Origin of the sequence: Streptomyces sp. NPDC013455, assembly GCF_040632975.1 — a bacterium.
GTDB lineage: Bacteria > Actinomycetota > Actinomycetes > Streptomycetales > Streptomycetaceae > Streptomyces.
In genome coordinates this window covers 212,913-239,754 of sequence record NZ_JBEYCX010000009.1, presented here as the reverse complement: position 1 = coordinate 239,754, position 26,842 = coordinate 212,913, and the positions used below count along the sequence as shown (strand labels likewise).

Sequence of the window (26,842 nt, the reverse complement as noted above, 5' to 3'; positions counted from 1 at the left end):
CGCCCGCCCGGCGGAGCGCACCCCGGCGCCCGCGCGGGCTACTTGTCGATGTCGCCGACCACGAAGAACATCGAGCCCAGGATCGCCACCATGTCCGCCACCAGCGTCCCCGGCAGCAGCTCGGTCAGCGCCTGGATGTTGTTGTACGAGGCCGAGCGCAGCTTCAGCCGGTACGGGGTCTTCTCGCCCTTGCTGACGAGGTAGTAGCCGTTGATGCCGAGCGGGTTCTCGGTCCACGCGTACGTGTGGCCCTCGGGCGCCTTCAGCACCTTCGGCAGCCGCTGGTTGATCGGCCCTGGCGCCAGCTCCGCCAGCCGGTCCAGACAGGCGTCGGCGAGGTCGAGGGCGTTGTGCGTCTGCTCCAGCAGCACCTCGAAGCGGGCCAGGCAGTCGCCCTCGCTCCGGGTGACGACCTTCAGGGTGTCCTGGAGGTCGCCGTAGGCCAGGTACGGCTCGTCGCGGCGCAGGTCGAAGTCGACGCCCGAGGCGCGCGCGATGGGGCCGCTCACGCCGTACGCGTGCACCGCCTCCGCCGCCAGCGCCCCGACCCCGCGCGTACGCCCCCGGAAGATCTCGTTGCCGAGCACCAGGTCGTCGAAGACGTCCATGCGCGAGCGCACCGCGGCGACGGCCTCGCGCGCGCGTGCCGTCCAGCCGGCCGGCAGGTCCTCCTTGAGGCCGCCGACGCGGTTGAACATGTAGTGCATGCGCCCGCCGGAGACCTCCTCCATGACGTTCTGGAGCACCTCGCGCTCCCGGAACGCGTAGAAGACCGGCGTGATCCCGCCGAGCTCCAGCGGGTAGGAGCCGAGGAACATCAGGTGGTTGAGCACCCGGTTCAGCTCGGCGAGCAGCGTGCGCGTCCACACCGCCCGCTCGGGCACCTCCATGCCGAGCATCCGCTCCACGGCGAGGACCACGCCCAGCTCGTTCGAGAACGCCGACAGCCAGTCGTGGCGGTTGGCGAGCACGATGATCTGCCGGTAGTCGCGCGCCTCGAAGAGTTTCTCGGCGCCCCGGTGCATGTAGCCGATCACCGGCTCCGCGTGCACGATGCGCTCCCCGTCCAGCACGAGCCTGAGCCGCAGCACGCCGTGCGTGGACGGGTGCTGAGGCCCGATGTTGAGCACCATGTCGGTGCTCTCCGCCGCGCCGCCGATGCCGACCGTGGTCTCCGTCGTAGGAGTCATGGCCCCAGTTTCCCCTACGTACGCTGGCCCCATGGAAACGGGGAGCCGAGAAGGGACCGGAGCGCCGGCGGAGCAGCCGGTCTGGCGCCGGCTGAAACCCGGGCTGCTGCGCGTGCGCCGGCTGCTGCTGGTCGTCTGGACGGGGGTCCTGACGGTCGCCGCGGGGCTGCTGCCGGGCCTTCTGGCGGGGCCGGGCTGGGCCGCCTGCGCGCTGCTGCCGCCGGCGTTCGCCGCCTGGGGCTGGCGGCTGCTGGGGCGCAACTGGCGCTCCTGGCGGTACGCCGAGCGCGCCGACGACCTGCTGATCAGCCGCGGGGTGCTGTGGCGCGAGGAGACGGTGGTGCCGTACGGGCGGATGCAGCTGGTGGAGGTGACCTCCGGGCCCGTGGAGCGGCGCTTCGGACTGGCCACCGTGCAGCTGCACACGGCCGCCGCCGCGACCGACGCGACCCTCCCGGGCCTCGACCCGGCCGAGGCGGAGCGGCTGCGCGACCGGCTGACCGAGCTGGGCGAGGCCCGATCGGCGGGACTGTGACACCCCCGGGCAGCGCCGAGGGCCCGGCCGGCGGCATACCGGAGCGTCCGGCCGTCACCGAGCGCCGACTGCACCCGGTCACGCCCCTGCGCCGGGCGTGGGCGCCGCTCGCCGCGCTCGCCGGCTGGGCGGTGCACGATCCGAGCGGCGCGCAGGAACAGGTCGGGCGGCTGACCGGCACCACGCTCCTGGTGGTTCTCGCGGTGCTGGTGCCCGCGGCCGGTCTCTACGGCTTCCTGTCGTGGTGGTTCACCCACTACTCGGTCACCGACACCGAACTGCGCATCCGCACGGGACTGCTGTTCCGGCGCACCGCGCACATCCGGCTGGAGCGCGTCCAGGCCGTGGACGTCTCCCGTCCGCTCCTCGCGCGCGTGGCGGGCGTCGCGAAGCTGCGGATCGATGTCATCGGCACCGGCGACAAGGACGAGCTGGCCTTCCTGGGCGAGCGGGAGGCGCGCGCCCTCCGGGCGGAGCTGCTCGCCCGCGCGGCGGGATTCGCGCCCGAAACGGCGCGTGACGTCGGGGAGGCGCCGGCGCGCGAGCTGCTGCGCGTGCCCTCGCCAGGGCTGGCGCGCTCCCTGGTAATGACGGGCGCCACCTGGGGCACGCTGTGCGCCGCGCTCGTCGTACCGAGCGTGCTGTACCTCGTCACCCACAACCTGTGGGCGGTCATCGCCACCGCCCTGCCCCTGCTCGGCGCGGCCGGCGCGAGCAGCGTGGGCAGGTTCGTCACCGAGTACGACTGGACGGTGAGCGAGTCCCCGGACGGGCTGCGCATCGACCGCGGGCTGCTCGACCGTGCGCACGAGACGGTGCCGCCGGGGCGCGTGCAGACCGTGCGGATCGTGGAACCGCTGCTGTGGCGGCGGTGGGACTGGGTGCGCGTGGAACTGGACGTGGCCGGGTCCGCGAACTCGCTGCTCGTACCGGTCGCCCCGCGCGCGGTCGCCGAGTCGGTCGTCGCGCGCGTGCTGCCCGGCGTGTCCGTGCCACGGGAGCCGGCGCCGGTGCCGCGCCGGGCCCGGTGGTGCGTGCCGGTGTGGTGGCGCGGGCACGGGCTCGCGGTCACCGGCGCGGTGTTCGCCGCCCGCAGCGGGCTGCTGTGCCGCCGGCTGTCGCTCGTCCCGCACGCGAAGGTGCAGAGCGTACGGCTCACACAGGGGCCGTGGCAGCGCCGCTGGGACCTCGCCGACGTGCACGTGGACACCGGGGCCGACAGCACCGTGACGGCCCGCCTGCGCGACGCCGGGGAGGCCGGGCGGTTCCTGGCCGAACAGGCGGAGAGGTCGCGGACGGGCCGCCGGGACGCCCCGCCGGACCGCTGGATGACCACCGGATGACCACCGGCCTGCGTCCGGTTTTGGCCGGTTCACGCTGGATGGCCGACGGCCGACGGCGGGGACGGGCGGGAGCGGCCACCGGCCCGCCGCGCGGTGCGTGCGCGCGTCCAGGGGCCTCGCGCGGTGGTGCGCCGGTCCCTGAGCTGCGCCGACGCGTCGGGCCCGGCTTCCCATCGGGGAAGGCCGGGCCCGGTGCCTGGTGAGGCCGGCTGCCGCGGGCTCAGGAGGCCGCGGTGCGCAGCCCCTGGACGTCGATCTGCTCGGTCTCGTCATGTGCCGTCAGGTCGATGACCTGACCGACCTCCCGGGACCGCGCGTCGGCGGGCTTGAACCCGGCCTCGGTCTCGGCCTTGTGCACGGCCAGGGCCTCCGGGCCGACGACGTCGGCGAGGTCCTCGTTCTGCACGGAGTCCACCGTCTCCTTCCGCGCGCCCTTCTGCGTGCCGAAGAAGTCGAAGCCGCCCTCGACCACCGGGCGCCGCGCGGGCGCGGGCGGCACGACGGCCACCGCGGTCGGCACCGCGAAGTGCCCGGCGGGCGGCGGCCCCGCGGGCCGGGCCGGTCCGGCGGCGGACGCCTGCCCCGCCTCCTGGGCGGACTCGGCCGCGGGCAGCGCACCGGCGCCGTCCGTCACGCCTCCCTCGACGCCCTCTCCTTTGGCCACGGAACCGGCCCCGGCCGCCTCGTCCCCGGCGGCCTCCGGCGTCCCGACCACGGACTCGGCGGTCTTCGCGGCCGCGGACTCGACGGTCTTCGCGTCCTCCGCGGACCCGGCGGAATCCTCGGGCTCACCCGTGACGGCGGACTCAACCGGCTCGCCCGTGACGGCGGTCTCAACCGGCTCACCCGTGACGGCGGTCTCAACCGGCTCGCCGGTGACGGCGGTCTCGGACCGCGCGGTGGACTCGGAGCGCACGGCGGTCCCGGAGCGCACGGCCGGCACCTCAGCTCCCGCCGGTGTCTCCCCGTCACCTCCGGCCCCGGACGCCGTGACGGTCTCCGCCACGCCCTCGGCCCCGGCCCCGCGCTCACCGTCGTCCGCGCGCTCGTCCCCGGGTTCCCGCCCGTTCCGCGGCTCGCGTTCGTCCCCGCCCCCGCGCCCGTCCGCCGTGCCCCGGCCGAACCGGGCCAGGGCCATCAGGGCCCGCCCGTACAGCCGGGCGCCTTCGGCCGAGAAGACCGCCGGCATGTCCGCGCGCGCGTCCGGACCCGCGGCACCCGCGGCGTCCTCGGGCGCTTCGGCATCCGGCGCTTCGGCATCCGGCGCGTCGGCCGTCTCCGGCGCCTCGTCCGTCCGCGGCCCGGCGCTCCGCGCGGGCGGCAGCGCGCGCGGTGCCGAGGACGCGGGCCCCGGCTCGGGCGCGGCCGCTTCGAGCTCCAGCAGCCGGCGGCCCTCCAGGGCGCTCGCCCGCTCGGTCTCCGCGGTCGCGTACCGGCGCAGCAGGGCCGCGTGCTCGTTGCGCAGGCCCGCCAGTTCGGCCCGCTTGGCACGCAGCCGCTGCTCCAGCTTGGCGCGGAGCTCGCGGGACTCCTCCAGGTCGGTCTCCAGTTCGGCGACCCGCTCCTCGTACCGCCACTCGTCACCGGCACGCGCGCGCGTGAGCTCGGCGACCTGCTTGCCCGCCTGCGTGTCCCAGCGGCGCATCACGAAGGCGCCGACGACCGACGTCGCGGCGGCCGCGGCGGCCAGCACGCGCAACACCGTGGCCTCGGAGAACACCCAGGGACCCAGCGCGCAGGCGACGGAGACGCCGGCGATCGCCGACGGGGGCAACAGCCGGTGCAGAGGCGGGGAATGGCGGTGGCGTCCACGTGGCATGGCCAGAAACTTACCGCGCGTAGGCGAATCGCGGGCCCCCGCCCCGTAAAAACCCGGCCATGCCGCGGCCTTCACGGAGCGTCAGGGGGACGGCGGCTCAGCGGTCGGTGAGCCGTCCACTGATCCACTGGAGCGTCGGCGGGATCTCGCGCCGCCAGGTGTTGAAGTTGTGCCCGCCGCTGTCGAGGATGATCGAGGAGATGCGGGTCAGGTTCGTGGCCTGCACCTGCTCTATGAACCTCAGCGTGTCCTTGTAGTTGTGCTCGCCGACCTTGCTGCTGGTGACCAGCAGCGAGGTGTCGGGCGCGGGTTCGTGCCCCAGGAGCCAGAACAGGTCGGCGCGGTTCCGCAGCTTCGTGTCGCCGTGGAAGAGGTCACCGGTCGTGGGGTCGATCGGCGCCTTGTAGTACGGCGAGAGTCCGGCCCCCGCGGCGTACACGCCAGGGTGGTGCATGGCGAGCTTGAGCGCGCAGTAGCCGCCCGTGGAGTCGCCGATGACGCCCCAGCTGCCCGGCCGCTTGCCGGCCCGGTAGTGGCTGAGGACGGCGTCCGGCAGGTCCTTCGCAAAAAACGTTTCCGCCTGCGGGCCGCCCGGCACGTCCACGCACTCGGTGTCGCGCGGCGGCGCCACGGTCGGCCGCATCATCACCAGGATCATCGGCTGCATCCGCCCGTCCTTGGCGAGCCGCTGCGCGGTACGCGGGTAGTTCAGCTTGTCCACCAGCGACTGCGCCGTGCCCGGGTAACCGGTCAGCACGACCGCCGCCGGGAACGTACGCGTCCGGTACTGCGGCTGGAAGTACTCCGGCGGCAGGTACACGTACGCGGGTGTGGCGATGCGGCTCTCACGGCCGACGATGTCGACCTTCTGGATCTGCCCGCCCGTCTCCGGCCGCGTGGCGTGCACGCCCGGTACGTCGGACGTGGAGACCACCTGGAGCGGGCCGCCGCTGCTGCCGTTGGCCGAGTGGTCGATGACGACGCCCTGGTCGGTCTCCTTGCCGAACAGGTCCGCCCAGCTCGCGTAGAAACCGAAGGACTGGTTGGCGGCGAGGCCCAGGGAGGCGAAGAGCGCCAGCTGGACGGACAGCAGCAGACCGACCCGGCCACCGACGGCCCGCCAGCTCCGCCGGGCCAGGCGCGGCCACAGCCAGACGGTGCCGATGAACAGCAGGGCGGCGACCGCGATCGCCAGCACCAGCACGGTGTTGCTCGTGAGACCCATGGCTGTTTCCTGCCTGCGCTTTCCGCCCGCGCCGCGCCCACACGTCGTCGCGAGAGCTTGCCCGGGGCTTTCCTTGGCCTTTGATCCGACTTTCCGGAGGGGAGTGAACCTCTCTCCCCGAGACACCGTCCTAGAGGGCGCAATGTCGCCGGATGCCCGATCGGGCCCGGGTTCAAGGTCTCTCGCAGAACTACGGGATGCGATGTCTGTCAGGATAGATGGGGAAATGTCGGGCGGGGTTCCGAGCCGATCAAGCCGGGCGCGGCACATACTGCGCGGCCCGCGCCCCGAGGCCGTTCCCGCTCTGGTCGGCCGGGCGGCCGCGCTCGTCGGTCTCCTGAACATCGCGGCCGGCGTCTTCCCGCGCTTCCGTCACAGTCGTATGCACGCCCTGGCCGAGGTGCTGCCGGGCTCCTTCGGGCCGTTCGCGGCGGCGCTCTCGCTGAGCGCGGGCGTGCTGTTGCTGCTGCTCGCGCACGGGCTCAAGCGGCACAAGCGCCGGGCCTGGCGCGCCGCGGTCGCGCTGCTCCCGGTGGGCGCGGTGGCGCAGTTCGCCTACCGGCACTCGATCGTCGGCGTGCTCATCGCCATCGCGCTGCTGGTGCCGCTGGTGCGCCACCGGGACCAGTTCGCGGCCCTGCCCGACCCGCGCAGCAGGTGGCGCGCGCTCGCCAACTTCGTCCTGATGAGCGCCGGTTCGCTCGTCCTCGGACTCGTCATCGTCAGCGCCCACCCGGACCGGACGATCGGCGACCCGAGCCTGGCCGACCGGCTCACGCACGTCATCTACGGCCTGTTCGGCTTCGAGGGACCCGTCGACTACCAGGGCAACACCTCCTGGACGGTCGCCTTCTCCCTCGGCGCCCTCGGCTGGATCACCGCCGTCACCACCATCTACTTCGCCTTCCGCCCCGAGCACCCGGCCGCGCGCCTCACCGAGGAGGACGAGACCCGGCTGCGCGCCCTGCTGGACAAGCACGGCGGGCGCGACTCGCTCGGCCACTTCGCGCTGCGCCGCGACAAGGCGGTCGTGTTCTCGCCGAGCGGCAAGGCCGCGGTCACCTACCGGGTCGTCTCCGGCGTGATGCTCGCCAGCGGCGACCCCATCGGAGACGTCGAGGCCTGGCCGGGCGCCATCGAGCGCTTCATGGACGAGGCCAAGGCCCACTCCTGGACGCCGGCCGTCATGGGCTGTTCCGAGACGGGCGGCGAGGTGTGGACCCGCGAGACCGGCCTGGACGCCCTGGAGCTCGGCGACGAGGCGGTGGTGGACGTGGCGGATTTCTCGCTCGCCGGACGCGCGATGCGCAACGTGCGCCAGATGGTCAAGCGCATCGAGCGGGCCGGCTACCAGACGCGGGTACGGCGTGTCCGTGACCTCGGCGACGCCGAGCTGGAGCGGATCCGCCGGGCCGCGGAGGACTGGCGCGGCACGGACACCGAGCGCGGCTTCTCGATGGCACTCGGCCGCATCGGCGACCCCGCCGACGGCGACTGCCTCATCGCCACCGCGCACAAGGCCGACGACGAACCCGGCGAGTACGGCGACCTGAAGGCGATCCTCCACTTCGTGCCGTGGGGCCGGGACGGCGTGTCGCTGGACCTGATGCGCCGCGACCGCGGCGCCGACCCCGGCATGAACGAACTCCTGATCGTCGCCGCCCTCCAGGCCGCCCCGAAGTTCGGCATCGCCCGCGTCTCGCTGAACTTCGCGATGTTCCGCTCCGCCCTCGCGCGCGGGGAGAAGATCGGCGCCGGCCCGGTGCTGCGCGCCTGGCGCGGGCTGCTGGTCTTCCTCTCGCGCTGGTTCCAGATCGAGTCGCTGTACAAGTTCAACGCCAAGTTCCAGCCGCGCTGGGAACCGCGGTTCGTGGTGTACCGGGCCTCCGGCGACCTGCCCCGCATCGGCTTCGCCGCCATGCAGGCCGAGGGCTTCGTCACCCTCGCCCTTCCGGTGCCCCGCTTCCTGCGCCGGCGCCGGGCGCGCGCCCAGCGCCCGTGCGCGCACGCCGTGACGGAACGGGACGTACGACAGGACGCCCGCGCGGCCTGAACCGAGGACCGGCCCGGGCGGGAGCCCCACCCCCTCCGGCACGAGGGGCCCCCGCCCGGGCCGCCGCGCGTTCCCGGCGCCGCCCTGGGCCTACGCTGAACGTATGAACAACCTCAGCGGGCGCGGCCGAGTGGCCGGCCTTCCGGCATGGGACCGGTGCGCGGTCATGGGGGTCGTGAACGTGACCCCCGACTCCTTCTCCGACGGCGGCCGCTGGTTCGACACGACCGCCGCCGTCAAGCACGGCCTGGATCTGGTCGCCGAGGGCGCGGACCTGGTCGACGTCGGCGGCGAGTCCACCCGGCCGGGCGCCACGCGCGTCGACGAGGACGAGGAGCTGCGGCGGGTCGTCCCCGTGGTGCGCGGCCTCGCCTCCGAGGGCGTCGTCGTCTCCGTCGACACCATGCGCGCCTCCGTCGCCGAACAGTCCCTGGCGGCCGGTGCCGCCCTCGTCAACGACGTCAGCGGCGGCCTCGCCGACCCCGCGATGATCCCGGTCGTCGCCGCCGCGGGCGCCCCCTTCGTCGTCATGCACTGGCGCGGCTTCCTCCAGGGCGGCAACGTCAAGGGCGTCTACGAGGACGTCGTGGCCGAGGTCGTGGAGGAGCTGCACGCGCGCGTGGAGGCCGTTCTGGCGGGCGGCATCGCCCCCGACCGCGTCATCGTCGACCCCGGCCTCGGATTCTCCAAGGAGGCCGAGCACGACCTCGCCCTCCTCGCCCATCTCGACCGCCTGCGGGCCCTCGGCCACCCCCTCCTCGTCGCCGCCTCCCGCAAGCGGTTCCTCGGCCGGGTCCTCGCCGGCCCGCAGGCGGCACCCCCGCCGGCCCGGGAACGCGACGCGGCCACGGCCGCCGTCTCCGCACTCGCGGCGCACGCCGGCGCATGGGCGGTGCGCGTGCACGAGGTGCGCGCCACCGCGGACGCCGTCCGCGTGGCGCGGGCGGTGGAGGGAGCGCGCGTGACGGACCCCGCGCCGGGCACCGACGGCGCACGCCGGACGGAAGGAGACCGGTGAGCGCCCCGCACACGGACGTCGAACAGGTGGAGGCCGCCAACACGGCCTTCTACGAGGCACTCGAGCGCGGCGACTTCGAAGAGGTCTCCAACCTCTGGCTGACCCCCTCCGAACTGGGCGTGGACGAGACCTGGCACGACCCCGCGGACACCGGCGTAATCTCCTGCGTGCACCCCGGCTGGCCGGTGCTCACCGGCCGCGGCGAGGTCCTCAGGTCGTACGCCCTGATCATGGCCAACACCGACTACATCCAGTTCTTCCTCACCGACGTGCACGTCTCCGTGACCGGCGACACCGCGCTCGTGACCTGCACGGAGAACATCCTCAGCGGCGGCCCCGCCCCGGAGGAGGGCGCGGAACTGGGACCGCTGGTCGGCCAGCTCGTCGTCGCCACGAACGTGTTCCGGCGCACGCCCTCCGGCTGGAAGCTCTGGTCGCACCACGCCTCCCCCGTCCTCGCCGAGAGCGACGACGACGGTGACGACGACACCGGCCTCGATGGCGTGAACGGCGTGGATCCGGACGACGGACCGCTCGCCTGAACGGGTGGACCAGCCCCGGGGCACGGGCGGGACAGGCACGGCGCGGGAAGTGGTTGGAATCACCTACCCCCGGGTAGGAGCGGCTACCAGTCCATGACAGTGCCGGGTTCCCCCGGGGAAACATCCGGTGAACCCTCCAGGCTCCGGCCCCGGCCCGCGCCCCCGCGGCCCGGCTCGGTCGGTGTCCGCAGGTAGATTCGTCTCAGGCCGGTGTGCCGCCCGCACGCGGTACGGTCCGGCCGTTCCCGACGATTGCAGGAGTGATTCGCGTGGATCGTGTCGCGCTGCGCGGCCTCAAGGCCCGCGGGCACCACGGTGTGTTCCCCAGGGAACGAGAAGAGGGCCAGACCTTCATCGTCGACCTCGTCCTCGGTCTGGACACCCGGCCGGCCGCGGCCGACGACGACCTGGCGAAGACCGTGCACTACGGCATCGTTGCCGAGGAGGTCGTGGCCGTGGTCGAGGGCGAGCCGGTGAACCTCATCGAGACGCTCGCCGAGCGGATCGCCCGTACCTGCCTGAAGCACGAAGGGGTGGAGGAGGTCGAGGTCCGCGTTCACAAGCCGGACGCGCCGATCACCGTTCCCTTCGACGACGTGACCGTCACCATCACCCGGAGCCGAGTATGACCCGACCTTCCCTCCAGGGTCACAGCGACCCGACCGTCCAGCCGGTGCCCGCCTCGGTCGTCGAGCAGGTGGACGCCGCCGACACGACCCTCAGCAACCCCAAATGGGCCGTGCTCTCCATCGGCTCCAACCTGGGCAACCGCCTGGAGACCCTCCAGGGCGCCGTCGACGCCCTGGAAGACACCCCCGGCGTCCGCGTGAAGGCCGTCTCGCCCGTCTACGAGACGGAGCCCTGGGGCGTCGAGCCCGGCAGCCAGCCCTCCTACTTCAACGCCGTCGTGCTCCTGCGGACCACGCTGCCGCCGTCCTCCCTGCTGGAGCGGGCGCACGCCGTCGAGGAGGCCTTCAACCGCGTCCGGGACGAGCGCTGGGGCCCGCGCACGCTGGACGTCGACATCGTCGCCTACGCGGACGTCACCTCCGACGACCCGCGGCTCACCCTCCCCCACCCGCGTGCCCACGAGCGCGCCTTCGTCCTCGCGCCCTGGCACGACGTGGACCCGCAGGCACAGCTGCCCGGCCGCGGCACGGTGGCCGATCTGCTGTCGGCCGTCACCCGTGAGGGTGTCGCGCCCCGCGCGGACCTGGAACTCCGGCTGCCCGAGTAGTCGTTAAGGTCGAGGCGGGGCACGATCGCGGCCCCGCCTCGACCACACTCCGGGACGGTCCGGGGAAACCGAAGGGACACCGTGAGAGAGCTGCGCATCAGGGTGCTGGCGGGCGTGTTCGTCGTGGCCGGCGTCCTGTCCTGGGCGGGCGCCCGCCTCTGGAACTCGACCGGGACCCTGCCCAGCGTCCCCCTGGCCGCCCCCGTCGTCCTCGCACTGATCGCGGTGGTCCTGCTCGCCACGGCCCTGTCGCTGCGCGCCCGCCTCAAGGCCCAGCGCGAACGCCGGCCGGGCGCCAAGGGCGTGGATCCGCTGATGGCCGCCCGCGCGGTCGTCTTCGGCCAGGCCAGCGCCCTGGTCGCCGCTCTCGTCGCCGGCATGTACGGCGGCACGGGCGTCCTGCTGCTGGAACTGCTCGACTTCCCGGCCCGCCGCGACCAGGCGATCTACGCCGGCTTCTCGGTCCTGGCCGGCGTCGGCGTGATAGCGGCCGCCCTGTTCCTGGAACGCGTCTGCAAACTCCCGGAGGACGACGACCAGAACCCTCCGGGGGCGGAGCCGGTGGCCTGAGCGCCGGCTCCGCCGACCGGAACGGTCAGTGGGCCATGATGAGGCTCATGGCCTCGTTCCGCGTGGCCGCGTCCCGCAGCTGCCCGCGCACGGCGGACGTTATGGTCTTGGCGCCGGGCTTGCGGATGCCGCGCATGGACATGCACATGTGCTCGCATTCGATGACCACGATGACGCCCCGGGGCTCCAGGATCTCCATCAGGGAGTCCGCGATCTGCGTGGTCAGGCGTTCCTGCACCTGCGGCCGGCGGGCGTAGACGTCGACCAGGCGGGCCAGCTTGGACAAGCCGGTGATCTTGCCGGTCACGGACGGGATGTAGCCGACGTGGGCGACGCCCCTGAACGGCACGAGATGGTGCTCACAGGTCGAGTACACCTCGATGTCCTTCACCAGGACCATCTCGTCGTGACCCAGGTCGAACGTGGTCGTCAGAACGTCCTCGGGCTGCTGCCACAGACCCGCGAAGATCTCCTTGTAGGCCCGCGCCACCCGCGCCGGCGTCTCGCGCAGACCTTCGCGGTCCGGGTCCTCGCCGACCGCGATCAGCAGCTCCCGTACGGCGTTCTCGGCGCGCTTCTCGTCGAACTCGCCGATGGAGCCTTCACCGTCCAGCGTCACCGCGTCGGTCATCTGGTTCCTCGTTCCTGGTGCCTTGCACACGCGTCGGACGCGTGTTCCGTCTGCGGACATGCGACTGCCGCGCCCCCCAGGCTAGAACCCGGGAAGCGCGGCAGTCATTCCGGCCCTGCTGGCCGAAAGGGGCTCAGCTGTCGGAGCGGTCCTCCGGGGCCTGGTCCGTGACCGGGGCGGACTCCGCGGCGGTGGACTTGGCCGTGCTGATCGCCGCCGTCGAGCCGTTCGCACCGTTGGTCAGTGCCAGCTCCTTCGGGGAGAGCACCGGCGGGCGGGTGGACGGGGTGCGGCGGGAGGAGCCGGTCCAGGCGGGCCGCGGCGGGCGCTTGACGATGGGGGCGAAGATCTCGGCGATCTCCTCCTTGCCCAGCGTCTCCCGCTCCAGGAGCTGGAGGACGAGGTTGTCGAGCACGTCGCGGTTCTCGACCAGGATCTCCCAGGCCTCGTTGTGCGCGGTCTCGATGAGCTTCTTGACCTCTTCGTCCACCAGCGCGGCGACCTCTTCCGAGTAGTCGCGCTGGTGCGCCATCTCACGGCCGAGGAAGGGCTCGCTGTTGTCGCCGCCGAACTTGATGGCGCCGAGGCGCTCGGTCATGCCGTACTGCGTGACCATCGCGCGGGCCAGGTTGGTGGCCTTCTCGATGTCGTTCGCGGCGCCGGTGGTCGGGTCGTGGAAGACCAGTTCCTCGGCCGCGCGGCCGCCCAGCATGTAGGCGAGCTGGTCGAGCATCTCGTTGCGCGTGGTCGAGTACTTGTCCTCGTCCGGCAGGACCATCGTGTAGCCGAGGGCGCGGCCGCGGGACAGGATCGTGATCTTGTGGACCGGGTCGGCGTTCGGCGAGGCCGCCGCGACCAGGGCGTGACCGCCCTCGTGGTACGCGGTGATCTTCTTTTCCTTGTCCGACATGATCCGGGTCCGCTTCTGCGGGCCCGCGACCACGCGGTCGATCGCCTCGTCCAGCGCCTTGTTGTCGATCAGCTTCTGGTCACCGCGGGCGGTGAGCAGCGCGGCCTCGTTCAGCACGTTGGCGAGGTCGGCACCGGTCATGCCCGGGGTACGGCGGGCGACCGCGGAGAGGTCGACGTCGGGCGCGACCGGCTTGCCCTTCTGGTGGACCTTGAGGATCTCCAGACGCCCCTGGAGGTCCGGCGGGTCGACCGCGATCTGGCGGTCGAAGCGGCCGGGGCGCAGCAGGGCCGGGTCGAGGATGTCGGGACGGTTGGTGGCGGCGATCAGGATGACGCCGCCCTTGACGTCGAAGCCGTCCATCTCGACCAGCAGCTGGTTCAGCGTCTGCTCGCGCTCGTCGTGACCGCCGCCGAGGCCGGCGCCGCGGTGGCGGCCGACCGCGTCGATCTCGTCGACGAAGACGATCGCCGGGGCGTTCGCCTTGGCCTGCTCGAAGAGGTCGCGCACCCGGGAGGCGCCGACACCGACGAACATCTCGACGAAGTCGGAACCGGAGATCGAGTAGAAGGGGACGCCCGCCTCGCCCGCGACGGCGCGCGCGAGCAGGGTCTTGCCCGTACCCGGGCGGCCGTACAGGAGCACGCCCTTGGGGATCTTGGCGCCGACGGCCTGGAACTTGGCCGGCTCCTGGAGGAACTCCTTGATCTCCTGGAGCTCCTCGACGGCCTCGTCGCAGCCGGCGACGTCGGAGAAGGTCGTCTTCGGGGTGTCCTTGGTGATGAGCTTGGCCTTGGACTTGCCGAAGTTCATGACCCGGGAGCCGCCGCCCTGCATCTGGTTCATCAGGAACAGGAAGACGACCACGATCAGAACGAAGGGAAGCAGGGAGAGCAGGACGCCGACGAACGGGTTCTGCTTGGACGGCGACACCGTGTAGCCGTCCGGGATCTGCTTCTCCTGGTACTTGGTCTGGAGCGTGCCGGCGAGCGTCACGCCCTGGTCGCCGATGTAGCTCGCCTGGATCTTCGAGCTGCCCTCGACCTTGTTGCCGTCCTTGAGCGTGACCTTGATGCTCTGTTCGTCACCGGTGGTGAGCTTGGCCGACTCGACCTTGTTGTCGTTGATCGCCGCCACGACCTGGCCGGTGTCCACCGTCTTGTAGCCGCCGGACGAGCCGACGACCTGCATCAACACGACCACGGCAAGGACGGCCAGCACGATCCACATGACCGGCCCACGGAAGTATCGCTTCACGTCCATCCATACGGAGCGGTGCCGCCCCGTCCCTCCTGCCATAGTGAGTTTGATAAGACAGTTCTTCTGACGGTACCCCAGCATTGTTGTCCGAAGCCGCACGGAGCCGGTTCGACGGCTGGAGAACCCGTCTCTGCTTGCTTCAACGGCACGGAACCCGCTGGGGTTCCCGATCGTCCTACCGGGCTTGGGCCGACTGGCTCAGCCGCCGTAGACGTGAGGCGCGAGCGTACCGACGAACGGCAGGTTGCGGTACTTCTCGGCGTAGTCGAGGCCGTAGCCGACGACGAACTCGTTCGGGATGTCGAAGCCGACCCACTCCACGTCGATGGCGACCTTGGCGGCGTCCGGCTTGCGCAGCAGCGTGCACACCTTCAGGGAGGCGGGCTCGCGGGAGCCGAGGTTGTTGATCAGCCAGGACAGGGTCAGGCCGGAGTCGATGATGTCCTCGACGATCAGGACGTGCTTGCCCTTGATGTCGGTGTCGAGGTCCTTGAGGATGCGGACGACCCCGGAGGACTGGGTGCCCGCGCCGTAGGAGGACACGGCCATCCAGTCCATGGTGACGGGGGTGGACAGCGCCCGGGCCAGGTCCGCCATGACCATGACCGCGCCCTTGAGGACGCCGACGATCAGCAGGTCCTTGCCCGCGTACTCCGCGTCGATCTTCGCGGCCAGCTCGGCCAGCTTCGCGTCGATCTCTTCCTTGGTGATGAGCACCTGCTGGAGGTCGGCACCCATGTCTTTCGCGTCCACCCGCATCACTTTCGGTCGTCCCGCACTTACGGCCGTCATCACGGCCTCCGGCCGCCCGGCCCGCCGGAGGGTCGCTCCGGGAGGGGTCGGTAATCAGCCTTGCCGAATCACCAGTCTGCCACCCTGACGCTGGGCGACGACTCTGCCCGGGAGATTGATGGCTCCCTGGCCGCGCCAGCCGGTGATCAGGCGGTCGACTTCCTCGATGTGGCGGGCGAAGAGCGCGCCGGCCGGGGCCCCGGCCTCGATGGCCGCGCGGCGCAGGATCCGGCGGCGTACGGCGGGCGGGAGGGCGTACAGCTTGGCGCACTCCAGCAGGCCGGCGGAGTCCCGTACGGCGGCCTCGGCCTGGCTGGCCCAGGCGTCCAGGGCATCGGCGTCGTCCCGGGAGAGCTGGGCGGTGCGGGCGAGCGCTTCCACGACGCCCTTGCCGAGGGCCTTCTCCAGGGCGGGCAGGCCCTCGTGGCGGAGCCGGGAGCGGGTGTAGGCCGGGTCGGCGTTGTGCGGGTCGTCCCAGACCGGCAGGGACTGGACCATGCAGGCCTTGCGGGCGGTCTGCCGGTCCAGGTGCAGGAAGGGCCGCCGGTAACGGCCGCCGGCCCCCGAGACCGCGGCCATGCCGGACAGGGAGCGGATGCCGGAGCCGCGGGCCAGGCCCAGCAGGACGGTCTCGGCCTGGTCGTCGCGGGTGTGGCCGAGCAGGACGGCGGCGGCGCCGTGGCGTTCGGCGGCGGCGTCCAGGGCGGCGTAGCGGGCGTCGCGGGCGGCGGCTTCGGGTCCGCCCTCGCGGCCGACGGTCACGGCGACCGACTCGACCGGATCGAGGCCGAGTTCGCGCAGTCGCAGGACGACCTCGTCGGCGCGGAGGTCGGAGCCGGGCTGGAGCCCGTGGTCGACGGTGATCCCGCCGGCGCGGATGCCGAGCTTGGGGGCCTCGAAGGCGAGTGCCGAGGCGAGGGCCATGGAATCGGCGCCGCCGGAGCAGGCGACCAGCACGAGTGGGGAGGGGGACCGCTCGGCCGTGTCGTCCGGGCGCCGGTCGAGGTGCTCGCAGGAGGCGCCGCCGGCCGGGTGCGCGCGGCCGGCCGGGTGGTCGTTCAGGATGTCGTGGAGGACGCGGCGAACCGCCAGGCGTATCGCCGCGACCGCAGGATGGGGACCCATGTCCGGTTCCCTTCATGAAGTTTTCGGGGGGTGAACCCGAGACGGTCACTCAGAGTGTGTAGATGGTGACAGAAGCGGGCCGTTCCCCGAGCATCGCACGCCTACGCATGGCACACGGTCCCTCGGACGGGTGATTGGAGGGGCGTTCGCCTGCCGTCGGCCGGATTCGGTTCACGACCTTCCGCTTGACTTCACGACTCGGTCCTCCGGTGCACCCGCGCGACCCAGTCCGCCGGTTTGGTGATCTCCGCCTTGGTGGGCAGGGTGTTGGGCGAGGTCCACACGCGGTTGAAGCCCTCGATGCCGACCTCGTCGACGACGGCCCGTACGAAGCGTTCGCCGTCCCGGTACTGCCGCAGTTTGGCGTCCAGGCCCAGCAGTTTCCGCAGGGCGAGGTCCAGGCGGGAGGCGCCCTTCGCGCGGCGCTGCTGGAACTTCTCGCGGATCTCCGCGACGGTCGGTACGACGCTCGGGCCGACGCCGTCCATGACGTAGTCGGCGTGGCCTTCGAGCAGGGACATCACGGCGGTGAGCCGGCCGAGGATCTCCCGCTGGGCGGGGGTCTGCACCAGCTCGACGAAGGAGCGTCCGCCGTCCTCCTCCTCGCCCTCGGGGCGGCCGCCGGCGAGGGACTGGGCGGCTTCCCGCATGCGCTCCAGGAAGGTCATCGGGTCGACGTCGGTCTCCGCCAAGAACGACTGGATCTCACCCTCGAGGTGGTCCCGCAGCCAGGGCACGGCGGTGAACTGGGTGCGGTGGGTCTCCTCGTGCAGGCACACCCACAGGCGGAAGTCGTGCGGTTCGACGTCGAGTTCGCGCTCGACGTGGACGATGTTGGGCGCCACGAGCAGCAGCCGGCCGGCGCCGTTCCCGCCGGCCGGGAGGTCGCGGGTGGCGGGGGCGAAGGTCTCGTACTGGCCGAGGACGCGGGAGGACAGGAACGACAGCAGCATGCCCAGTTCCACGCCGGTGACCTTGCCGCCGACGGCGCCGAGGACCGCGCTGCCGGGGTTGTTGCCGCGGCGCTCCTGCATCTTCTCCAGCAGCGGCCGGAGGATCTCCCGGAAGCCGGCGACGTTGGCGCGGACCCAGCCGGGGCGGTCGACCACCAGGACGGGGGTGTCGTGGATCTCCTCGGTGCCCATACGGGTGAAGCCCCGCACGTGTCCTTCCGAGGCCTTGGCGTGCCGGCGCAGTTCCGCGACGACCGCCCTGGCCTCGTCGCGGCTGACCTCGGGGCCGGGACGCACGAGCCGTGTCGCGGTCGCCACCGCGAGGTTCCAGTCGACCATCCCGGGAGATGCGGTGCCACCGAAGCTCGTCATGTTGTCAACCGTACGTGAGCCCTCCCCCTTGGGGCAGGCCGTGGGACGGGCGGGGGTGCTCCCGGCTGCCGGTTGCCGGGGGTGCGGCTGCCGGTTGCCGGGGTGCGGCTGCCGGGGGTGCGGCTGCCGGTCGCCGGGGGTCGGCTGCCGGTCGCCGGGGGTCGGCTGCCGGTCGCCGGGGGTCGGCTGCCGGTCGCCGGGGGTCGGCTGCCGGTCGCCGGGGGTGCGGCTACCCGCAGCCGCACCGCGCCAGCGCGGTCGCCGCCTCGTCCAGGGCCGCCTGGGCCTCGGGGGCGCTGTCCGTGCCGGAGGCCAGGAAGGCGAAGGCGAGGAGGTGGCCGTCCTGGTCGACGACCGTGCCGGCGAGGGTGTTCACGCCGGTCAGGGTGCCCGTCTTGGCGCGTACGAGGCCGGAGGCACCGTCGGTGTAGCGGGTGCTCAGGGTGCCGGTGAAGCCGGCCACGGGGAGGCCGGTGAGGACGGGCCGCAGGCCGGGGCGGTCCGGGTCGCCGGCCTCGGCCAGCAGGGCGGTGAGCAGGCCGGCCGTCAGCCGGTCGGCGCGGTCGAGGCCGCTGCCGTCGTGGAAGGAGGCGCCGGACAGGGGCACGCCGAGTTTGCGCAGCTGCGTGCCGATGGCCCTGGCGCCGCCGGCGAAGCTGGCGGGTTCGCCGCTGGCCAGGGCCGTGTGCCGGGCCAGGGCCTCGGCGATGTCGTTGTCGCTGTTGGTGAGCATCCGCTCGACCAGGTCGGACAGCGGGGGCGAGGAGACGGTGGCGAGGGTCTGCGCGCGCGTGCCGGCCTTGGAGGGGCCCGGGGAGGTGGTCGTGATGCCGGCGTCCCCCAGGAACTCGGCGAAGGCGGCCGCCGCGGCCGCGGCCGGGTCGCTCACGCGGGTCGCCGGGCCGCTGGTGGAGTCGTCGGTGCGGCCCTCGTCGGCCATCAGGGCGCTGACCGGTGCCAGGTTGTCGTTGACGCCGATGGGGTGCAGGGCGGGGCCGGTGAACAGGCCGGCGTCGTAGGAGAGGGTGATGGTGCGGATGCCGCGCCGGTGCAGGGCCCGCGCGGTGTCGGTGGCGAGCGTGCGCAGGCCGGCCTCACCGCCGGTCCCGGCGCGCGCGGTGAGGGTGGGGTCGCCGCCGCCGACGAGGACGAGTTCGCGGGTGTCCGGTTCGAGGGCGGCGCGGGTGGTGAGCCGGTGGTCGGGGCCGAGGGCGGACAGGGCGGCGACGGCGGTGGCGATCTTGGTGGTGGAGGCGGGGGTGAGGCTTTCGCCGGCGTCGCTCTCGTAGAGGCGTTCGCCGGTCGCGACGTCGACGACGGCGGCCGCGTGGCGGTCGCCGAGCGCGCCGCTGTCCAGGAGGGGCTGGAGGACGTCCGAGAGCGCCTGGTGGCCGGGGGCGGCCTTCCTGGTGCCGACGGCGCCGGTGACGCCGCCCAGGCCCGTCAGGACGGGCGGGGCGCTCGGCGCGGCGCCGGGCGCCTCGGCGGCCGTCGCGGAGCGACCGTGATCTGCGCCACCCGGCCGCTCCTGGGCAGCCGCCCGGTGCCGCTCGGCCGTACGCTGACCTCTGGCGTCCCAGGGACCGGCCGCGGTCACCACGCCGGCGGCCAGCGCCAGGCCGGCGGTGGCGGCGCCCGCGGTGTACTGCCAGGTCCTGACGGTCCGCGAACGGGGGAGGCGGGGGAGGTGCGCAGGCCCGATCCGCACGGCCTTCGCCAGCCGCGCGATCCGCGGCCCGGCGGCCGTCACGGCGCTCGCCAGACGCGGTCGTACGGCGTTCGCGATCCGCGCCACCTGCGGTCTCGCGGTTCGCCAAGGCCTCAGCTCTGGCACGACCACCAGCCCCTTTCGCGATCACACACCTGCGTGAGGGACACTTAACCACCAGAACTATGTGTTGATCATGGAGGAGCCACCGGTGGAGTTCGACGTCACGATCGAGATCCCGAAGGGTTCGCGGAACAAGTACGAGGTGGACCACGAGACCGGTCGGATCCGCCTGGACCGTCGCCTCTTCACCTCGACCGCCTACCCGACCGACTACGGCTTCGTCGAGAACACCCTCGGCGAGGACGGCGACCCGTTGGACGCGCTGGTCATCCTGGACGAGCCGACCTTCCCGGGCTGCCTGATCCGCTGCCGCGCGATCGGCATGTTCCGTATGACGGACGAGGCGGGCGGCGACGACAAGCTGCTGTGCGTGCCGGCCACCGACCCGCGCGTGGAGCACCTGCGTGACATCCACCACGTGTCGGAGTTCGACCGTCTGGAGATCCAGCACTTCTTCGAGGTGTACAAGGACCTGGAGCCCGGCAAGTCGGTCGAGGGTGCCAACTGGGTGGGCCGCACGGACGCCGAGGCGGAGATCGAGCGGTCGTACAAGCGCTTCAAGGAGCAGGGCGGTCACTGAGCCCCGCTGATCCCGTGACGGGCCGCACGCGCACGCGTGCGGCCCGTCCGCGTGTCCGGCCCGCTCGCGTAGCCGGGCACAGGTGCGGCCCGCCGGGGTACGTGTGCGCATACTGATGCTCGGAATGTGTCGTTCAGGAAGCGGTGCGAGGTGACGGAGGCGGAGGACCGCAAGCCCCGGTCGGACGAGGCGCGGTACGACCCGGAGATCACGTCCGAATTCGCCGTTCCGGAGGGTCTCGACGTTTCCAGGGGCGGCGATCAGGAGACGACCTCCGAGTTCGCGGTCCCGCAGGGGCTGCCGGTGCCGGTGCCGCCGAGCGCCGAGCCGGAGGTGTCGGCGTTCAGCACGCCGAGCACCTACAGCAGCCAGGACGCGCCGGCCGCGTTCACGCCGGCCGCCGGGGTGCCGCTGGTCAGCCTGGTCAAGGACGCGCCCTGGCAGGACCGCATGCGCACGATGCTGCGCATGCCGGTGACCGAACGGCCGGCGCCGGAGCCGGTGCAGCGCGAGGAGGAGGGCGGACCGGCCGTCCCGCGCGTGCTGGACCTGACCCTGCGCATCGGTGAGCTGCTGCTGGCCGGCGGTGAGGGCGCGGAGGACGTGGAGGCCGCGATGTTCGCGGTGTGCCGGTCCTACGGCCTGGACCGCTGCGAGCCGAACGTCACCTTCACACTGCTGTCGATCTCGCACCAGCCGTCCCTGGTGGACGACCCGGTGACGGCGTCCCGGACGGTACGGCGGCGGGGCACCGACTACACGCGGCTGGCGGCCGTGTTCCGGCTCGTGGACGACCTGACCGACCCCGAGACGCACGTCTCGCTGGAGGAGGCCTACCGGCGCCTGGCGGAGATCCGCCGCAACCGGCACCCCTACCCCGGCTGGGCGCTGAGCCTGGCCAGCGGGCTGCTGGCCGGTGCGGCCTCCATGCTGGTCGGCGGCGATCTGATCGTGTTCGTGGCGGCCGCGGTGGGCGCGATGCTGGGCGACCGGCTGGCCTGGCTGTGCGCGGGGCGCGGGCTGCCGGAGTTCTACCAGTTCACGGTGGCCGCGATGCCGCCCGCGGCGATCGGGGTGGGCTTCGCGCTGGCCCACGTGGACGTGAAGGCGTCGGCCGTGGTCACCGGTGGGCTGTTCGCGCTGCTGCCCGGACGGGCGCTGGTGGCGGGCGTCCAGGACGGGCTGACGGGCTTCTACATCACCGCGTCGGCCCGCCTGCTGGAGGTCCTGTACTTCTTCGTGGGCATCGTCACCGGCGTGCTGATCGTGCTGTATTTCGGCGTGAAGCTCGGCGGCGAGCTCAATCCGGACGCGGCGCTCCACATCACCCAGCGGCCGCTGGTGCAGATCGCGGCGTCGATGCTGCTGTCACTGACGTTCGCGGTCCTGCTTCAGCAGGAACGGTCCACCGTGCTGTGGGTGACGCTGAACGGAGGCGTCGCGTGGTCGGTGTACGGCGCGATGCGCTATGTCGCCGACATCTCCCCGGTGGCGTCCACGGCGGTGGCGGCGGGACTGGTGGGCCTGTTCGGGCAGCTTCTGTCGCGGTACCGGTTCGCCTCCGCGCTGCCGTACACCACGGCGGCGATCGGTCCGCTGCTGCCCGGTTCCGCCACCTACTTCGGGCTGCTGAACATGGCCCAGAACGAGGTGGACAAGGGGCTGGTGTCGCTGGCCAACGCGGCGTCGCTGGCGATGGCCATCGCGATCGGGGTGAATCTGGGGTCGGAGGTCTTCCGGCTCTTCCTGCGGGTGGGCTCGCCCGGCAAGCGCCGCGCCGCCAAGCGGACCCGGGGCTTCTGAGCGGTCCCGCGCCCGCGCCTACTGCGGGCGGTGGCCGTTCGGGTACCGGTTCGGGTCGTACGGCTCGCGCTCGTACCGGCCCTGGCCGTCCTGCCCGTACGGGTCGTCGCCGTAGGGGGTCTGCCCGTACTGGTCCTGGCCGTACTGGCCCTGCCCGTACTGGTCCTGCCCGTACTGGTTCTGGCCGTACTGGTTTCCGCCGTACTGGTCGTGGCCGTACTGCGGCTGCTGCTGCGGCTGGGGCTGCTGCTGCCGGCCGTAGTGCTGCGGGCTCCAGTCCTGCTGCTGCGGGTACTGCTGGTGGGGCTGCTCGAACTGATCGCCGTACTGGGCGCCGTGCCGGTTGCCGTACTGCTGCTCGTACGCCTGCTCGTAGGACTGGTCCGGCTCGATGCGGCGCAGCTGCGCGGTCGCGGTGTCCATGGCCGGCGGGTAGGCGTGCGGGGCGCTCTGCGGCTGCGGGGCCTGGGCCTGCTGCGGGGAGGCGGCCGGGGCCCGGCGCTGTTCCCTGCGGGCCTTCAGGACCTCGAAGACCACCGGGATGACCGAGATCAGGACGATGAGGACGAGGATGGACTCGACGTTGTTCTTGATGACCTCGATCTGACCGAGGAAGTAGCCCGCCACGGTGACGCCGGTCCCCCACACGGCGCCGCCGATCACGTTGTAGATCAGGAACGTGCGGTACTTCATGCGGCCGGCGCCGACGATGATCGGGGCGAACGTGCGCACGATCGGCACGAAGCGGGCCAGCACGATGGCCTTGGGGCCGTACTTCTCGACGAACTCGTGCGCCTTCTCCAGGTTCTCCCGCTTGAAGATCTTGGAGTTGGGCCGGTTGAAGAGCTTGGGCCCGAAGAACTTGCCGATCAGGTACCCGACCTGGTCGCCGAGGACCGCGGCGAGGACGATCAGCGTGCACACCAGCCACAGGGGCTGGTGGATCCACTTGCCGTCGGCGACCAGCAGGCCCGCCGTGAACAGCAGGGAGTCGCCGGGCAGGAAGGCGAACAGGCCCGACTCGGCGAAGACGATGACCAGGATGCCGACCAGACCGAACGTCGAGATCAGGTAGTCCGGTGTGAGCCAGGTGGGGCCGAGGGCGAGGGTCATCACGGGTCCGGGCTCCTGAAGGGGGTGAGGGCGGCTACGGCATCCAGGTACGGCCGCACAAAGCTATCAACGTGACGCGACCTTCCCGGGTTCCGGCGGCGCCCTCCAGGATGCACCGGGGGACGGCCGGGAGGAAGCCGCGCCCCGGGGACCCGGTGATCACGGTAGGCGGCCAGGGCGCCCGTCCGGGGCCGCGGAGGGGCCCCGAGGGCGCGCCCGCGGTACGGCGGTGGGTCCCGGCCCGGGGACGGCCCCCGGGCCGGGACGTCAGGACGCGGTGTGCCGGGCCGCGTTCGCCACGATGGCGTCCCGCAGGTACGCGGCCAGCCCCGGCCGGATGGCCTCGTACGTCGCGGTGAAGCGCGCGTCCGCGACGTACATCTCCCCGAGGCAGGAGTGCAGCGTGTGCGAGCAGTCGTAGTACGTGCCCGTGATGAACCGGCGGTGCTCCTCGGCGACGTCCATGGCCGCCGTGGAGCCGGCGGGCACGCCCTCGGCGAGCAGGCCGGCCATCCGCTGGTGGACGGCGTCCAGCTCGGCGCCGAGCCGCTGCCAGTCCTCCTTGGTGTACGAGGCGGTCCGCAGCTGCGACTGCCGGTACGCCTCCGTGCCGCCCCAGCGCTCGCGGACCTCGTCCGCGTGCTCGTCGGGGTCGAAGTCGCCGAAGACCTCGAACTTCTCCTCGGGTGTGAGGTTGATGCCCATCGTGCGTGCCTCCATGGCGTGCTCCACGGCCGCGGCCATCTTCTGCAGCTTCTCGATCCGGGCGGTCAGCAGCCCGTGCTGACGGCGCAGGTGCGTGCGCGGGTCGGCGTCCGGATCGTCGAGCAGGACCGCGACCTCATCGAGCGGGAAGCCGAGCTCCCGGTAGAACAGGATCTGCTGGAGCCGGTCGAGGTCGGCGTCGGTGTAGCGCCGGTGCCCGGCGTGTGTGCGCCCGCCGGGCACCAGCAGTCCGATCTCGTCGTAGTGGTGCAGGGCGCGCACCGTGATCCCGGCGAACCGCGCGACCCGTCCCACGGAGTAGCTCACTTTCCGCTCCTTCGTTCGGTACGCCCTCCACGCTGAGGCCTCACGTCGCGTGAGGTGCAAGCCGGATGACGTCCGGGATGTTGTGGGCGTTTTGTCCGTTTATGGTGAGCGCGTGGCCCAGGAGACGACGCAGCAGGCGCCCTTGAGCGCTCCGACCGCACCGGCGCGGGCTCTGCTGCCGTTCATCCTGCCCGCCGTCGTCGTGGGCGTGGCCGCGAGCCTGCTCTTCGTCGGGGTGAGCGCGGCGGCGGAGCGGCTCCAGCACGTGCTGTGGGGGTCGCTGCCGGACGCGCTCGGCGTGGGCCGCTGGAGCGTGCTGTGGATGTTCGTCATGCTCGTGACGACCGGGATCGCCGTCGGGCTGGTGGTCTGGAAGGTGCCGGGGCACGCCGGGCCGGACCCCGCCACGCTCGGCCTGGACGCGCCGGCCCTGCCGCCGGCAGTGCTGCCGGGGCTGCTGCTGGCGACCGCGCTGATGCTCGCGGGCGGCCCGAGCCTCGGCCCGGAGAACCCGATCATCGCCGTGAACGTGGGTCTCGCGGCCTGGCTCGGCACCCGGCTGATGCCCCGGGCACCGGGCTCCCTGTGGCCGGTGCTGGCGGAGTCTGCGACGATCGGCGCGCTGTTCGGCACCCCGGTGGCGGCGGCGCTGGTCGTCTCCGAGGCGCTGGCGGGGCGGCCGATGCGCGGGCGGCTGTGGGACAACCTGTTCGCGCCGCTGACCGCCGGTACGTGCGGGGCCATGACGACCACGCTGGTCGCCCACCCGACCTTCGACCTGGGCCTGCCGCCGATGGGCCACCCGCGCGCCGGGGACCTGGCCGCGGCCCTCGTGATCGCCCCGGCGGCCGCGCTGCTCGGGATGTGCGCCGTCTACGCCTTCCCCTACGTCCACGCGGGCTTCCGGCGGCTGCGGCACCCGATGCTGATGCTCCCGGCGGGCGGGGCCGTGCTGGGGGCGCTGGCGGCCCTGGGCGGCCATCTGACGCTCTTCAAGGGGCTCTCGGAGGTCGGTGAGCTGGCCCGGGATCCCGAAGGGTGGTCGGCGGGGCAGTTCGCCGTGATGACGCTGGTGAAACTGGCCGCGCTGCTCGTCGCCGCGTCCTGCGGCTTCCGGGGCGGCCGGATCTTCCCCGCGGTCTTCGTCGGCACCGCCCTCGGCCTGTGCGCGCACGCGCTCGTGCCGGCCGTGCACCCCTCGCTCGGCGTGGCGACGGCCGTCCTGGGCGTGCTCCTGGCGATCACCCGGCAGGGCTGGGTGAGCCTGTTCACCGCCGCCGTCCTGGTCGCCTCGCCCGCCGTCCTCGCCCTGCTGTGCGCCGCCTCGCTGCCGGCCTGGCTGCTGGTGACCGGCCGCCCGCAGATGCAGCTGCGCCAGGACGGCACCCCCGCCCGCTGACCTTCGTCCCGTCCCCCTGGAGGCACACCCATGGCCCTGCACAACGGTCCCGCGAAGCACGAGGAGCGGAAGGTGTCGGTCAACCCGTTCTACGGGGAGGCCGACCCGGTCGGCGGCATGACCGAGGCCCCGCCCACCCACCGCCTCCCGGACGCCCCGCTGGCCCCCTCCACCGCCTACCAGCTGGTGCACGACGAGCTGATGCTGGACGGCAACTCCCGGCTGAACCTGGCCACCTTCGTCACCACCTGGATGGAGCCGCAGGCCGGGGTGCTGATGGCGGAGTGCCGGGACAAGAACATGATCGACAAGGACGAGTACCCGCGCACGGCCGAGCTGGAGCGGCGCTGCGTGGCGATGCTGGCCGACCTGTGGAACGCGCCCGATCCGTCGGCCGCGGTGGGCTGTTCCACGACCGGGTCGAGCGAGGCGTGCATGCTCGCCGGGATGGCCCTCAAGCGCCGCTGGGCGAAGCGGAACGCCGACCGGTACCCGGGCGCGCGGCCCAATCTGGTCATGGGCGTCAACGTCCAGGTGTGCTGGGAGAAGTTCTGCACCTTCTGGGAGGTGGAGGCCCGGCTGGTCCCGATGGAGGGCGACCGCTTCCACCTGGACCCGCAGGCCGCCGCGGAACTGTGCGACGAGAACACCATCGGGGTGGTCGGCATCCTCGGCTCCACCTTCGACGGCTCCTACGAGCCGGTCGCCGACCTGTGCGCGGCCCTGGACGCCCTGCAGGAGCGCACCGGGCTGGACGTCCCCGTGCACGTGGACGGGGCGTCCGGCGCGATGGTGGCGCCCTTCCTGGACGAGGACCTGGTGTGGGACTTCCGCCTGCCGCGCGTGGCCTCGATCAACACGTCCGGGCACAAGTACGGGCTGGTCTACCCGGGCGTCGGCTGGGCCCTGTGGCGGGACAAGGAGGCGCTGCCCGGGGAACTGGTCTTCCGGGTCAACTACCTGGGCGGGGACATGCCGACCTTCGCGCTGAACTTCTCCCGGCCCGGCGCCCAGGTGGTGGCGCAGTACTACACCTTCCTGCGGCTGGGCCGGGAGGGCTACCGGGCGGTGCAGCAGTCCACCCGGGACGTCGCGACCTCACTCGCCGGCCGGATCGCGGCGCTCGGCGACTTCCGGCTGCTCACCCACGGGGACCAGCTGCCGGTGTTCGCGCTGACCACGGCCGAGGACGTCACGTCGTACGACGTCTTCGACGTCTCCCGGCGGCTGCGCGAGGGCGGCTGGCTGGTGCCGGCCTACACCTTCCCGGCCAACCGCCAGGACCTGTCCGTACTGCGGATCGTGTGCCGCAACGGCTTCTCGCACGACCTGGCCGACCTGTTCCTGGACGACCTGAGCCGGCTGCTGCCGGAGCTGCGCCGGCAGTCGCAGCCGCTGACCCGGGACAAGGACGCGGCCACCGGGTTCCACCACTAGGGGGTGTCTCGTCGATCAGGCCGGATCACCGGGAGCCCGGGATGATCGGGGAGACGCCCCCCAGGGGGTGCC

General features: G+C 72.7%; 23 protein-coding genes. 12 read left to right on the top strand and 11 right to left on the bottom strand.

The annotated features are described in order from the left end of the window. Positions 1–38: 38 nt before the first annotated feature. Positions 39–1,190, bottom strand: a complete 1,152-nt coding sequence (locus tag ABZ576_RS17465; RefSeq protein ID WP_360741035.1) for an NADH-quinone oxidoreductase subunit D — start codon at positions 1,188–1,190, stop codon at positions 39–41. 31 nt (positions 1,191–1,221) lie between these two features. Between ABZ576_RS17465 and ABZ576_RS17460 the strand changes: the two genes are divergently transcribed. Beyond that, on the top strand, positions 1,222–1,725 hold the full coding sequence (locus ABZ576_RS17460; protein ID WP_360741033.1) for a PH domain-containing protein: 504 nt from the start codon (positions 1,222–1,224) through the stop codon (positions 1,723–1,725). Then, complete coding sequence (locus ABZ576_RS17455) at positions 1,722–3,068, top strand: PH domain-containing protein (protein WP_360741031.1); 1,347 nt, start codon at positions 1,722–1,724, stop codon at positions 3,066–3,068. The genes ABZ576_RS17460 and ABZ576_RS17455 overlap by 4 nt, the downstream gene beginning before the upstream one ends. A 220-nt stretch (positions 3,069–3,288) precedes the next feature. On the opposite strand, the gene ABZ576_RS17450 is transcribed toward ABZ576_RS17455, so the two are convergent. Together ABZ576_RS17450 and ABZ576_RS17445 are read right to left on the bottom strand one after the other, a co-directional pair. Continuing rightward, the gene (locus ABZ576_RS17450; protein WP_360741029.1) at positions 3,289–4,887 is read right to left on the bottom strand and encodes a hypothetical protein; all 1,599 of its coding nucleotides are present in this window, start codon (positions 4,885–4,887) and stop codon (positions 3,289–3,291) included. Between the two features lie 97 nt (positions 4,888–4,984). Continuing rightward, on the bottom strand, positions 4,985–6,112 hold the full coding sequence (locus tag ABZ576_RS17445; RefSeq protein WP_360741027.1) for an alpha/beta hydrolase-fold protein: 1,128 nt from the start codon (positions 6,110–6,112) through the stop codon (positions 4,985–4,987). A gap of 226 nt (positions 6,113–6,338) precedes the next feature. Between ABZ576_RS17445 and ABZ576_RS17440 the strand changes: the two genes are divergently transcribed. The 6 genes from ABZ576_RS17440 (at position 6,339) to ABZ576_RS17415 (ending at position 11,532) form a co-directional block, all read left to right on the top strand. Next, on the top strand, positions 6,339–8,165 hold the full coding sequence (locus ABZ576_RS17440; RefSeq protein ID WP_360741025.1) for a phosphatidylglycerol lysyltransferase domain-containing protein: 1,827 nt from the start codon (positions 6,339–6,341) through the stop codon (positions 8,163–8,165). Between the two features lie 103 nt (positions 8,166–8,268). Continuing rightward, the gene (gene folP, locus ABZ576_RS17435; protein ID WP_360741023.1) at positions 8,269–9,183 is read left to right on the top strand and encodes a dihydropteroate synthase; all 915 of its coding nucleotides are present in this window, start codon (positions 8,269–8,271) and stop codon (positions 9,181–9,183) included. Next, on the top strand, positions 9,180–9,725 hold the full coding sequence (locus ABZ576_RS17430; RefSeq protein WP_360741021.1) for a nuclear transport factor 2 family protein: 546 nt from the start codon (positions 9,180–9,182) through the stop codon (positions 9,723–9,725). Before folP ends, ABZ576_RS17430 begins: the two co-directional genes overlap by 4 nt. A 269-nt stretch (positions 9,726–9,994) precedes the next feature. Then, entirely contained in the window at positions 9,995–10,354 is a 360-nt protein-coding gene (gene folB / locus ABZ576_RS17425) for a dihydroneopterin aldolase (RefSeq protein ID WP_360741019.1), read from the top strand. Then, positions 10,351–10,962 (top strand): 2-amino-4-hydroxy-6-hydroxymethyldihydropteridine diphosphokinase, encoded by a 612-nt coding sequence (gene folK, locus ABZ576_RS17420; protein WP_360741017.1) that lies wholly within the window; start codon positions 10,351–10,353, stop codon positions 10,960–10,962. Before folB ends, folK begins: the two co-directional genes overlap by 4 nt. Before the next feature lie 81 nt (positions 10,963–11,043). Further along, positions 11,044–11,532, top strand: a complete 489-nt coding sequence (locus ABZ576_RS17415; RefSeq protein WP_360741015.1) for a DUF3180 domain-containing protein — start codon at positions 11,044–11,046, stop codon at positions 11,530–11,532. Between the two features lie 25 nt (positions 11,533–11,557). Here ABZ576_RS17415 and folE read toward each other — a convergent pair whose 3' ends face one another. The 6 genes from folE to dacB all read right to left on the bottom strand — a co-directional run bounded on the left by folE (position 11,558) and on the right by dacB (position 19,370). Continuing rightward, positions 11,558–12,163, bottom strand: coding sequence for a GTP cyclohydrolase I FolE (gene folE / locus ABZ576_RS17410; protein ID WP_360741013.1), 606 nt, complete (start codon positions 12,161–12,163; stop codon positions 11,558–11,560). Between the two features lie 133 nt (positions 12,164–12,296). Beyond that, positions 12,297–14,336: an ATP-dependent zinc metalloprotease FtsH gene (ftsH, locus tag ABZ576_RS17405; protein WP_360741012.1), complete on the bottom strand. Its 2,040-nt coding sequence runs from the start codon at positions 14,334–14,336 to the stop codon at positions 12,297–12,299. Positions 14,337–14,531: 195 nt separating this feature from the next. Beyond that, positions 14,532–15,092, bottom strand: coding sequence for a hypoxanthine phosphoribosyltransferase (gene hpt / locus ABZ576_RS17400; RefSeq protein WP_031165039.1), 561 nt, complete (start codon positions 15,090–15,092; stop codon positions 14,532–14,534). Between the two features lie 87 nt (positions 15,093–15,179). Further along, entirely contained in the window at positions 15,180–16,250 is a 1,071-nt protein-coding gene (gene tilS / locus ABZ576_RS17395; protein WP_360741010.1) for a tRNA lysidine(34) synthetase TilS, read from the bottom strand. 191 nt (positions 16,251–16,441) lie between these two features. After that, complete coding sequence (locus ABZ576_RS17390) at positions 16,442–17,575, bottom strand: zinc-dependent metalloprotease (protein WP_360741007.1); 1,134 nt, start codon at positions 17,573–17,575, stop codon at positions 16,442–16,444. 229 nt (positions 17,576–17,804) lie between these two features. Next, the gene (gene dacB / locus ABZ576_RS17385; RefSeq protein ID WP_360741006.1) at positions 17,805–19,370 is read right to left on the bottom strand and encodes a D-alanyl-D-alanine carboxypeptidase/D-alanyl-D-alanine-endopeptidase; all 1,566 of its coding nucleotides are present in this window, start codon (positions 19,368–19,370) and stop codon (positions 17,805–17,807) included. 124 nt (positions 19,371–19,494) lie between these two features. Between dacB and ABZ576_RS17380 the strand changes: the two genes are divergently transcribed. Both ABZ576_RS17380 and ABZ576_RS17375 read left to right on the top strand, forming a co-directional pair. Next, a complete protein-coding gene (locus ABZ576_RS17380) occupies positions 19,495–19,986 on the top strand; it encodes an inorganic diphosphatase (RefSeq protein ID WP_029381130.1) in 492 nt (163 codons plus the stop codon). A gap of 150 nt (positions 19,987–20,136) precedes the next feature. Then, the gene (locus ABZ576_RS17375) at positions 20,137–21,789 is read left to right on the top strand and encodes a threonine/serine exporter family protein (protein WP_360741127.1); all 1,653 of its coding nucleotides are present in this window, start codon (positions 20,137–20,139) and stop codon (positions 21,787–21,789) included. Positions 21,790–21,807: 18 nt separating this feature from the next. Here the strand turns inward: ABZ576_RS17375 and ABZ576_RS17370 are convergent, their stop codons facing one another. Together ABZ576_RS17370 and ABZ576_RS17365 are read right to left on the bottom strand one after the other, a co-directional pair. Further along, the gene (locus ABZ576_RS17370; protein WP_360741004.1) at positions 21,808–22,905 is read right to left on the bottom strand and encodes a VTT domain-containing protein; all 1,098 of its coding nucleotides are present in this window, start codon (positions 22,903–22,905) and stop codon (positions 21,808–21,810) included. A 264-nt stretch (positions 22,906–23,169) separates the two neighbouring features. Then, complete coding sequence (locus ABZ576_RS17365) at positions 23,170–23,934, bottom strand: MerR family transcriptional regulator (RefSeq protein ID WP_360741002.1); 765 nt, start codon at positions 23,932–23,934, stop codon at positions 23,170–23,172. Positions 23,935–24,046: 112 nt separating this feature from the next. Here ABZ576_RS17365 and ABZ576_RS17360 point away from each other — a divergent pair, with 112 nt between their 5' ends. Both ABZ576_RS17360 and ABZ576_RS17355 read left to right on the top strand, forming a co-directional pair. Beyond that, positions 24,047–25,333, top strand: coding sequence for an ion channel protein (locus tag ABZ576_RS17360; protein WP_360741000.1), 1,287 nt, complete (start codon positions 24,047–24,049; stop codon positions 25,331–25,333). Positions 25,334–25,363: 30 nt separating this feature from the next. After that, a complete protein-coding gene (locus ABZ576_RS17355) occupies positions 25,364–26,770 on the top strand; it encodes a glutamate decarboxylase (protein WP_360740998.1) in 1,407 nt (468 codons plus the stop codon). The last annotated feature ends 72 nt before the right edge of the window (positions 26,771–26,842 follow it).

Bases quoted from the DNA above. Each gene is read 5' to 3' on its own strand.
- folE (WP_360741013.1), bottom strand. From the start codon at position 12,163: ATGACCGACGCGGTGACGCTGGACGGTGAAGGCTCCATCGGCGAGTTC.
- ABZ576_RS17450 (WP_360741029.1), bottom strand. From the start codon at position 4,887: ATGCCACGTGGACGCCACCGCCATTCCCCGCCTCTGCACCGGCTGTTG.
- ABZ576_RS17465 (WP_360741035.1), bottom strand. From the start codon at position 1,190: ATGACTCCTACGACGGAGACCACGGTCGGCATCGGCGGCGCGGCGGAG.
- ABZ576_RS17445 (WP_360741027.1), bottom strand. From the start codon at position 6,112: ATGGGTCTCACGAGCAACACCGTGCTGGTGCTGGCGATCGCGGTCGCC.
- ABZ576_RS17460 (WP_360741033.1), top strand. From the start codon at position 1,222: ATGGAAACGGGGAGCCGAGAAGGGACCGGAGCGCCGGCGGAGCAGCCG.
- tilS (WP_360741010.1), bottom strand. From the start codon at position 16,250: ATGGGTCCCCATCCTGCGGTCGCGGCGATACGCCTGGCGGTTCGCCGC.
- ABZ576_RS17440 (WP_360741025.1), top strand. From the start codon at position 6,339: ATGTCGGGCGGGGTTCCGAGCCGATCAAGCCGGGCGCGGCACATACTG.
- folP (WP_360741023.1), top strand. From the start codon at position 8,269: ATGAACAACCTCAGCGGGCGCGGCCGAGTGGCCGGCCTTCCGGCATGG.
- hpt (WP_031165039.1), bottom strand. From the start codon at position 15,092: ATGCGGGTGGACGCGAAAGACATGGGTGCCGACCTCCAGCAGGTGCTC.
- folK (WP_360741017.1), top strand. From the start codon at position 10,351: ATGACCCGACCTTCCCTCCAGGGTCACAGCGACCCGACCGTCCAGCCG.
- ftsH (WP_360741012.1), bottom strand. From the start codon at position 14,336: ATGGACGTGAAGCGATACTTCCGTGGGCCGGTCATGTGGATCGTGCTG.
- ABZ576_RS17390 (WP_360741007.1), bottom strand. From the start codon at position 17,575: ATGACGAGCTTCGGTGGCACCGCATCTCCCGGGATGGTCGACTGGAAC.
- ABZ576_RS17355 (WP_360740998.1), top strand. From the start codon at position 25,364: ATGGCCCTGCACAACGGTCCCGCGAAGCACGAGGAGCGGAAGGTGTCG.